Raw genomic sequence first — 6,887 nt, forward strand, 5'->3', positions numbered from 1 at the left:
GAATTCACTCCCAATATGATTTAGTCCAGTGTACACAAAAACCCTGAGCAGTAGACTTTTTTAGTGTCTACTACTCAGGGTACAGTTTAGTGGGCGCTTTCTTTGTTTGTAGTATAGCATTAGCGAATTTGTTCTGCATTGAGGACCGTCTTCATCGCACCGTAGCCACCGAGGATGTTTTGGATATCCTTGTAGCCGAGCGATTGAAGGACGCTCGCAGCCATCCGTGAACGGACGCCGGACGCACAGTGAACGGCAATCGTTTGGTCTGTCGGGAGACCTTCGTGGTCGCGTGCCAATTTACCGAGCAAGATGCGTTCGGCTTTCTCGTAGTGGCTCGCGTTCCATTCCGTCGCATTCCGGACGTCGAGGACGAACACATCGCCTTTTTCTGCAGATTCGATGGCTTGCTCCGCTGTCACATCCGTGTACGTTTCCGTCAATAGCTCTTGACCGAGCTCTTCGACTGGGACGACGAAGCGGAGGCGGTCGAGACCGATCGATTGGAGGTCTGTCTGCACTTGATCGACGTCTTCCGCGCTCGCAATGAGCGTGATGTCTTTGTCGAAGTTGACGAGCCAGCCGGCCCATGAGACGAATTTCGTGTTGTATGGGATGTTGATTGTGCCTGGGATGTGTCCTTTGGCAAACTCTTCCCCTTTACGTGTATCGACGACTTGCGTCTCTTCGACGAGTGTGTCGAGGCGGTCCGTGCCGACGACTTCTGGACGAGCAATCATGTTCGTCACTTGGATGCCTTCTTTGTTCACTTTCTTCATCATCGCGAAGTAGTTCGGCGGCTCTGGTTGGTCCGTCGTCAACTCTTTGATGAACGCGTCTTTTTCTGTCATTTGAAGCGCCCAGTTCGTCGCTTTCTCGTAACCGACCGTCGACGTCGGGATGGCGCCGAGCGCTTTTCCGCAAGCGCTGCCGGCACCGTGGCCCGGCCAGACTTGGACGAAGTCAGGGAGAGCTTTGAATTTCTTGAGCGAATCGAACATTTGCTCGGCGCCGATTGCGGTCGTGCCTTTCACACCGGCTGCCTCTTCGAGAAGGTCAGGGCGACCGATGTCGCCGACGAAGACGAAGTCGCCTGTGAAGATTCCCATCGGTTGCGTCTGGTTGCGGTCGTAGAGCAAGAATGAGATATGTTCCGGCGTGTGACCTGGTGTGTGCATGACTTCGAGCGTCACGTTACCGACTTTGAACGTGTCGCCTTCTTTGACGAGTTGTGAGTCGATGTCTTTCGCGAACGCGTATTTCCACGAAGCGTCGCCTTCATCTGACAAGTACGCTTTCGAACCAGTGCGCTTGGCGAGCTCGAGTGAGCCTGAGACGAAGTCGGCGTGAATGTGTGTCTCGGCCGTGGCGACGATTTTCATGCCTTCTTTTTCGGCTTCCTGCAAATAAGGTGTGATGTTACGTGCCGGGTCGATGACGACGGCCTCGCCTGTCATTTGGCAACCGACCATATATGAAGCCTGTGCTAATTTTTGATCATAGAAATAGCGTAATAACATATGAAATACCCCCTAAGAATAGTTGACTGTGAATGATTGTGGTTCTTGAAATGGATCGAAAAGAGCGTTAGACCGTTTCGCCCGTCCAGCTCATCATGCCGCCGTCGACGTTGACGACGTCAAATCCGAGCGAGTCGAGATAAGCGGAGGCGTTCATGCTACGACCGCCTGCTGCGCAGATGACGTGAATCGGTTTTGAACGGTCGAGCGCTTCGACGTGTTCCCCAAATTCAGACAGTGGAACATTTTTTGCCTGCTTGATATGGCCCCCTGCATATTCATCGGTCTCGCGAACGTCAATCAAGTTGATCGTCTCATCGGCCTTGAGCAACGTTTCAAGTTCAGTTGTCGTAATCGTCTTCATGTGGTGATCGTCTCCTTTTTTAAATCAGGTTTGGCAACGAGAATTTTTCGTTGGCTTTAATATACCCCCTAAGGTATACTGAGTGCAAGTAGAAAGATTGGAGGCTGAAAAAATGCGTAAACTCGTGATGTTGGTGTCATTTTTAGTAGTTGGCGCCCTTTTAATCGTACTATTCACATCTAATAAGGGGAAAATTACTAAAATTGATGTTGAAACATTACAAAACAGATTGGAAAACGAAGATATAACGTTGATTGACGTACGAGAATCGGGAGAATACGAGGGGGGGCATATTGAGGGGGCGGTGAACGCACCACTTTCTTCATTAAATGCGACCGAATTACCTCATGTGAAAGACGAACCGATTTACATCATCTGTCGTAGCGGAAACCGAAGCGCCCAAGCCGCTCAGATTTTGAGCGACCGCGGCTATACGGAAGTGTACGACGTCACCGGGGGCATGATCGCCTGGGAACAGAAATAGAACTTACTTTTCGTAAGTAGGGAACTGGAGGATTGTTTTATGGAGTTAGGGTTTATCATCACTATCTTTTTAATCGGGTTCATCGGGTCGTTCATCTCGGGGATGGTCGGTATCGGCGGTTCGATTATCAAATATCCGATGTTGTTGTACATTCCGCCGCTCCTCGGCTTTGCGGCGTTCAGCGCGCATGAGGTGTCCGGAATTAGCGCGATTCAAGTGTTCTTCGCGACAATCGGAGGCATTTACGCATACCGAAAAGGCGGCTATCTAAACAAACAGCTCATTCTTTACATGGGTGTGGCTGTCTTGATCGGTAGCTTTATCGGCGGATACGGGTCGACACTCTTGTCGGAGAACTTGATTAATGTCGTCTATGCGGTGCTCGCGACGATTGCGACCGTCATGATGTTCATGCCGAAAAAGAATGTCGAAGATTTACCGCTCGATGAAGTGACGTTCAACAAAGTCATCGCGGCCGGCTCGGCGTTCGTCGTCGGGATCGCCTCAGGCATCGTCGGGGCCGCCGGAGCGTTCATCTTGATGCCGATCATGCTCGTCGTCTTGCGCATCCCGACGAAGATGGCGATCGCGAGCTCGCTTGCGATCACGTTCATCTCGTCCATCGGGTCGACGGCAGGCAAGATTATTACCGACCAAATCGTGTGGGAGCCGGCTGTCATCATGATTATCGCCAGCTTAATCGCTGCGCCGCTCGGGGCGAACGTCGGGAAAAACATGAAGACGAAGTCGCTCCAGCTCATCTTGGCGCTCCTCATTTTGGCGAGCACGGTCAAGATTTGGCTCGACATCGTCGGGTAATTGAAGTCAGGCTATCGAACTTTGTTCGGTAGCCTTTTCACATACATGTGGAAGGTGTACAACGATTTCACACAGTCTGTTCAGTTGAATTAAGTTCAAGAGAACGTTAAAATACGATTCATACGTCCGTGCATTCAATCGTGAGTTCACGATTTGAACAATATAAATGCTTATGTGGATACATGTAAGAATCATGATGAAGGAGTGTTTTTCAATGAACCATATGAATCCACCGAAAGGGAGGATGGCGCGATTCCGTCAGGCGGCAGCGAACTCGTTCCGGACGCATCGTCTGTTCTGGCTATTCACGCTACTGTTGTGGACGAAATCGACGATCGCCTATCAGTTCTTCTTTAACATCCCAATCGATAACGCGATGCAGTCGTTCATCCTGCTTATCAACCCGCTCAGCTCGACGCTGTTCTTGTTCGCGTTCAGCTTCTTCTTCAGCGGGAACAAACGCAAGTGGGCCCTCTACATCTTATACGCGGCCTCGTCGCTCATCTTGTTCGCCGATACGACATATTACCGAGAGTTCACGGATTTCTTGACCGTGCCGGTCTTGTTCCAATCGTCGAACATGGAGACGTTGTCGTCTTCGTTCTTCTCACTGCTCCAGTGGAAGGACTTGCTCATCGTCGGTGACTTGATCGTCTTGCCGTTCTTGCTTTGGAAATTGAATGAGACGGGCAAGGCGTCGCGTAAACGCGTCATCGCCACGTTCGTCGCGGCAGCGGCCATGTTCGGTTTCAACTTGGCGCTCGCCGAAACGGAGCGCCCGGAACTCTTGACGCGCTCGTTCGACCGCGAACTGCTCGTCAAAAATCTTGGGACGTTCAACTTCCACGTGTACGACGCGATGCTCCAGACGAAGACGTCGGCCCAAAAAGCGATGGCGGACGGGTCGGAGTTGGCGGAAGTCGAGCAATACACGCGACAAAACTACGCCGCGCCGGACCCGGAGCTGTTCGGGAAGTATAAAGGCAAGAACGTCATCGCCGTCTCGTTCGAATCGGCCCAAAACTTCACGAACCATATGAAAGCGCCGAACGGCGAATACATCACGCCGAACTTGAACAAACTGATTGAAGAGTCGCACTTCTGGCCGAACTTCTACCATACGACCGGCCAAGGGAAGACGTCGGACTCTGAGTTCGCCCTCGACAACTCGCTCTTCGGGTTGCCGCGCGGCGGGGTCTACTTCACGAACGCCGACAACGAGTACAACGCGTTGCCGGAGCGAATCAAGCAAGAAGGGTACCATTCGGCCGTGTTCCATGCGAACAACAAATCGTTCTGGAACCGTGACCAAATGTACGCCAACATCGGCGTCGATTCGTTCTATGACCAAGACTATTACGACTTAGGCGACCCGGCCGATATGACGGAATGGGGACTGCTCGACGATGAGTTTTTCTTACAGTCAGTGCCGATGATTGAAGAGCTCCCGGAGCCGTTCTTCGCGAAGCTCATCACGCTCACGAACCATTTCCCGTTCACGATGCCGAGTGAGGAGCATGAGCTCGTACCGAAGTTCGAGACGAACTCGACGACGCTCAACAACTTCCCGCAGGCGCTCGCCTATCAGGACTATGCGCTCGGATTGTTCATCGACGAGTTGAAGGCGAACGGCATGTGGGACGACACGATCTTCATCGTTTACGGCGACCATAACGGTATCTCGACGAACCATAACGCCGCGATGGCCGACCTGCTCGGGAAAGAAGAGATCACCCCTTATGACGTTGCGAAGTTACAGCAAGTACCGTTCGCGATTCACTTGCCGGGACAAGAAGAAGGGGTCGTCCATGACGGGATTGGTAGCCAAATCGACATGAACCCGACAATCCAGCATTTGCTCGGAATCGATACGTCGGACCAAATCGGCTTCGGGAACGACTTGTTCGCCCCAGAGCGGAACGATCGCGCCATCTTCCGAGACGGGACGATGATCACGAAAGAGCACGTCTTCACGCAGTCGATGTGCTATGAAGCGGAGACGGGCGAACTCGCAGCCGAACCGGAAGCATGTGAGCCACTCGAAGAAGAGGCGAATCGCGTCCTCGAGATGAATGATGCGATCATCTACTCCGATTTGCTCCGATTCAGAGAACAGAATGAATGAAAAAAAGAGAGAGTCCCATCTCTCTTTTTTTGTGGTCTTGAATCAAGATGCGGACGAACGTGGTAAGATGACAAGAGTCATAACAGGAGAGAGTGAAGCGAATGGAGTATACGGGAGAACGGGTCATTCCCGATCGGATGAGTCCGATGAACGGGATGTTGCTCGAACACATTGCCCGCTATCAGTTTTCATTATTGTATTTGAACGGGCGCGTGCTCGACTTCGCGACCGGGAGCGGCTACGGCGGTCAATTGATTGCGAAGACGTTGAAAGGGACCGTGCAGGAAGTCGTCGGCGTCGACGTATCCGAGACCTCGATTGCTTATGCGAGAGGGCGGTACCATCATCCGAACGTCACCTATCTCGTCGGGGACGTGCTCGACCGGACGCTACCGGAGCGGCTCGGTCAATTCGACTGCATCGTCAGTTTTGAGACGATTGAACATGTCGCGGACTTTGAGTGCTTCATGGAAAACGTCTGGACGATGTTGAAACCGGGTGGGACGCTCGTCTTGTCGACGCCGTTCGGACAAGGAATTGGGCAGCCGACGAATGAGCCGTTTCATGCCCATCAGTTCACAGAAGCGGAGTTTGAGGCGCTGTTCGAACCGTTCACATCGGTCGACTACTACTATCAACGAGGTGTCCTCGTGGAACCGAAACGCCCGAGCCGACATTATCCGTTTGGGATTGCGGTCGCGATAAAATGATGAAACAAAAAGCCCGATGAACAGGTCATCGGGTAATGAAATAGTAGAGTAGCCCGAGCCCGAGAAAGGCGAGCGGCAATAAAATGATATAAATCCAGGACACCATCGACCAACTCTTTTTCTGACTGTACTCGGACGTGTCTTTCCCGAGCCCGACCATGATCGTGAAGACGAGGGCAATCAGGCAGACGAGGAGCGCTAATCCAATTGTGAGGTACATGTTGTCACATCCTTCATAAATTCTTCATACGTTTAGCATAGCTGACAACAAACCGGAAAAGCCCCTGAAATGTTGGGATTGTGTGTCCAACAGTCAGAGGCTTTTGTCACGATTTCGTCTGTTCGATATATGCCTCGGCCGCATCGATTGGAATGCCGAGCGTCTCATGGATGACGGTCAACGCGCTCTCATTCCGCTTGTCTGTTTCGGCGGCGACACAATCTTGCGGTACGTGGAGCTCATACTCGCGCATGTACCCGTCATTCGCCGAGAAGAGGATGCAGATGTCTGAGGCGACACCGGTCATGACAATCTTTTCGACATCGAGTTGCCGCAGCAAAATGTCAAGCTGCGTCCCGTAAAAGGCGGAATGGCGCGGCTTGATGATGAAATACTCTTTGTCTTCCGGCGCGATGCGTTTTGCGATGTCGCGTCCGTTCGATGATTCGACGTGACGGACGATGTCCTCCGTACTGTCTTTCCACTGTCCGAAGTTGTCGTTACAGTAGATGACCGGTAAGTCATTGTCTTTGAAGTGACGTTTCAACTTTGACAATCCCACAGCTAAAGCAGTGGGATTCTGAAGTGCTTGTGCGAGCGCAGTCCATTTCTGTTTTGCTCAAGCCTTCAGATGAGGGTGTGCCA

8 protein-coding genes are annotated in these 6,887 nt (G+C 52.0%); 4 read left to right on the top strand and 4 right to left on the bottom strand.

Annotation, left to right across the window (positions count from 1 at the left end; genetic code table 11):
* Positions 1-119: 119 nt before the first annotated feature.
* Both KNP76_RS15165 and KNP76_RS15170 read right to left on the bottom strand, forming a co-directional pair.
* On the bottom strand, positions 120-1,520 hold the full coding sequence (locus KNP76_RS15165; protein ID WP_214844999.1) for an MBL fold metallo-hydrolase: 1,401 nt from the start codon (positions 1,518-1,520) through the stop codon (positions 120-122).
* Between the two features lie 67 nt (positions 1,521-1,587).
* The gene (locus KNP76_RS15170) at positions 1,588-1,884 is read right to left on the bottom strand and encodes a rhodanese-like domain-containing protein (RefSeq protein WP_034804381.1); all 297 of its coding nucleotides are present in this window, start codon (positions 1,882-1,884) and stop codon (positions 1,588-1,590) included.
* Positions 1,885-1,996: 112 nt separating this feature from the next.
* Here KNP76_RS15170 and KNP76_RS15175 point away from each other — a divergent pair, with 112 nt between their 5' ends.
* The 4 genes from KNP76_RS15175 (at position 1,997) to KNP76_RS15190 (ending at position 6,022) form a co-directional block, all read left to right on the top strand.
* Complete coding sequence (locus KNP76_RS15175) at positions 1,997-2,368, top strand: rhodanese-like domain-containing protein (RefSeq protein ID WP_251137537.1); 372 nt, start codon at positions 1,997-1,999, stop codon at positions 2,366-2,368.
* Positions 2,369-2,407: 39 nt separating this feature from the next.
* Positions 2,408-3,187, top strand: a complete 780-nt coding sequence (locus KNP76_RS15180; protein WP_214845000.1) for a sulfite exporter TauE/SafE family protein — start codon at positions 2,408-2,410, stop codon at positions 3,185-3,187.
* 214 nt (positions 3,188-3,401) lie between these two features.
* Positions 3,402-5,312 carry an LTA synthase family protein gene (locus KNP76_RS15185; RefSeq protein ID WP_211779835.1) on the top strand — a complete coding sequence of 637 codons (1,911 nt, stop codon included), beginning with the start codon at positions 3,402-3,404 and terminating at the stop codon, positions 5,310-5,312.
* Positions 5,313-5,413: 101 nt separating this feature from the next.
* Positions 5,414-6,022: a class I SAM-dependent methyltransferase gene (locus tag KNP76_RS15190; protein WP_034816498.1), complete on the top strand. Its 609-nt coding sequence runs from the start codon at positions 5,414-5,416 to the stop codon at positions 6,020-6,022.
* Positions 6,023-6,047: 25 nt separating this feature from the next.
* Here KNP76_RS15190 and KNP76_RS15195 read toward each other — a convergent pair whose 3' ends face one another.
* Both KNP76_RS15195 and KNP76_RS15200 read right to left on the bottom strand, forming a co-directional pair.
* Complete coding sequence (locus KNP76_RS15195) at positions 6,048-6,242, bottom strand: hypothetical protein (RefSeq protein WP_034816495.1); 195 nt, start codon at positions 6,240-6,242, stop codon at positions 6,048-6,050.
* 106 nt (positions 6,243-6,348) lie between these two features.
* Positions 6,349-6,789, bottom strand: coding sequence for a cysteine hydrolase family protein (locus KNP76_RS15200; protein ID WP_251137538.1), 441 nt, complete (start codon positions 6,787-6,789; stop codon positions 6,349-6,351).
* Positions 6,790-6,887 lie beyond the last annotated feature (98 nt).

This window comes from Exiguobacterium sp. s150 (assembly GCF_018618435.1).
In the GTDB taxonomy this organism is placed as follows: Bacteria; Bacillota; Bacilli; order Exiguobacteriales; family Exiguobacteriaceae; genus Exiguobacterium; species Exiguobacterium alkaliphilum.

Coding starts and splice junctions, on each gene's coding strand:
- KNP76_RS15185 (WP_211779835.1), top strand. CDS start 3,402: ATGAACCATATGAATCCACCGAAAGGGAGGATGGCGCGATTCCGTCAG.
- KNP76_RS15170 (WP_034804381.1), bottom strand. CDS start 1,884: ATGAAGACGATTACGACAACTGAACTTGAAACGTTGCTCAAGGCCGAT.
- KNP76_RS15180 (WP_214845000.1), top strand. CDS start 2,408: ATGGAGTTAGGGTTTATCATCACTATCTTTTTAATCGGGTTCATCGGG.
- KNP76_RS15190 (WP_034816498.1), top strand. CDS start 5,414: ATGGAGTATACGGGAGAACGGGTCATTCCCGATCGGATGAGTCCGATG.
- KNP76_RS15165 (WP_214844999.1), bottom strand. CDS start 1,520: ATGTTATTACGCTATTTCTATGATCAAAAATTAGCACAGGCTTCATAT.
- KNP76_RS15175 (WP_251137537.1), top strand. CDS start 1,997: ATGCGTAAACTCGTGATGTTGGTGTCATTTTTAGTAGTTGGCGCCCTT.
- KNP76_RS15195 (WP_034816495.1), bottom strand. CDS start 6,242: ATGTACCTCACAATTGGATTAGCGCTCCTCGTCTGCCTGATTGCCCTC.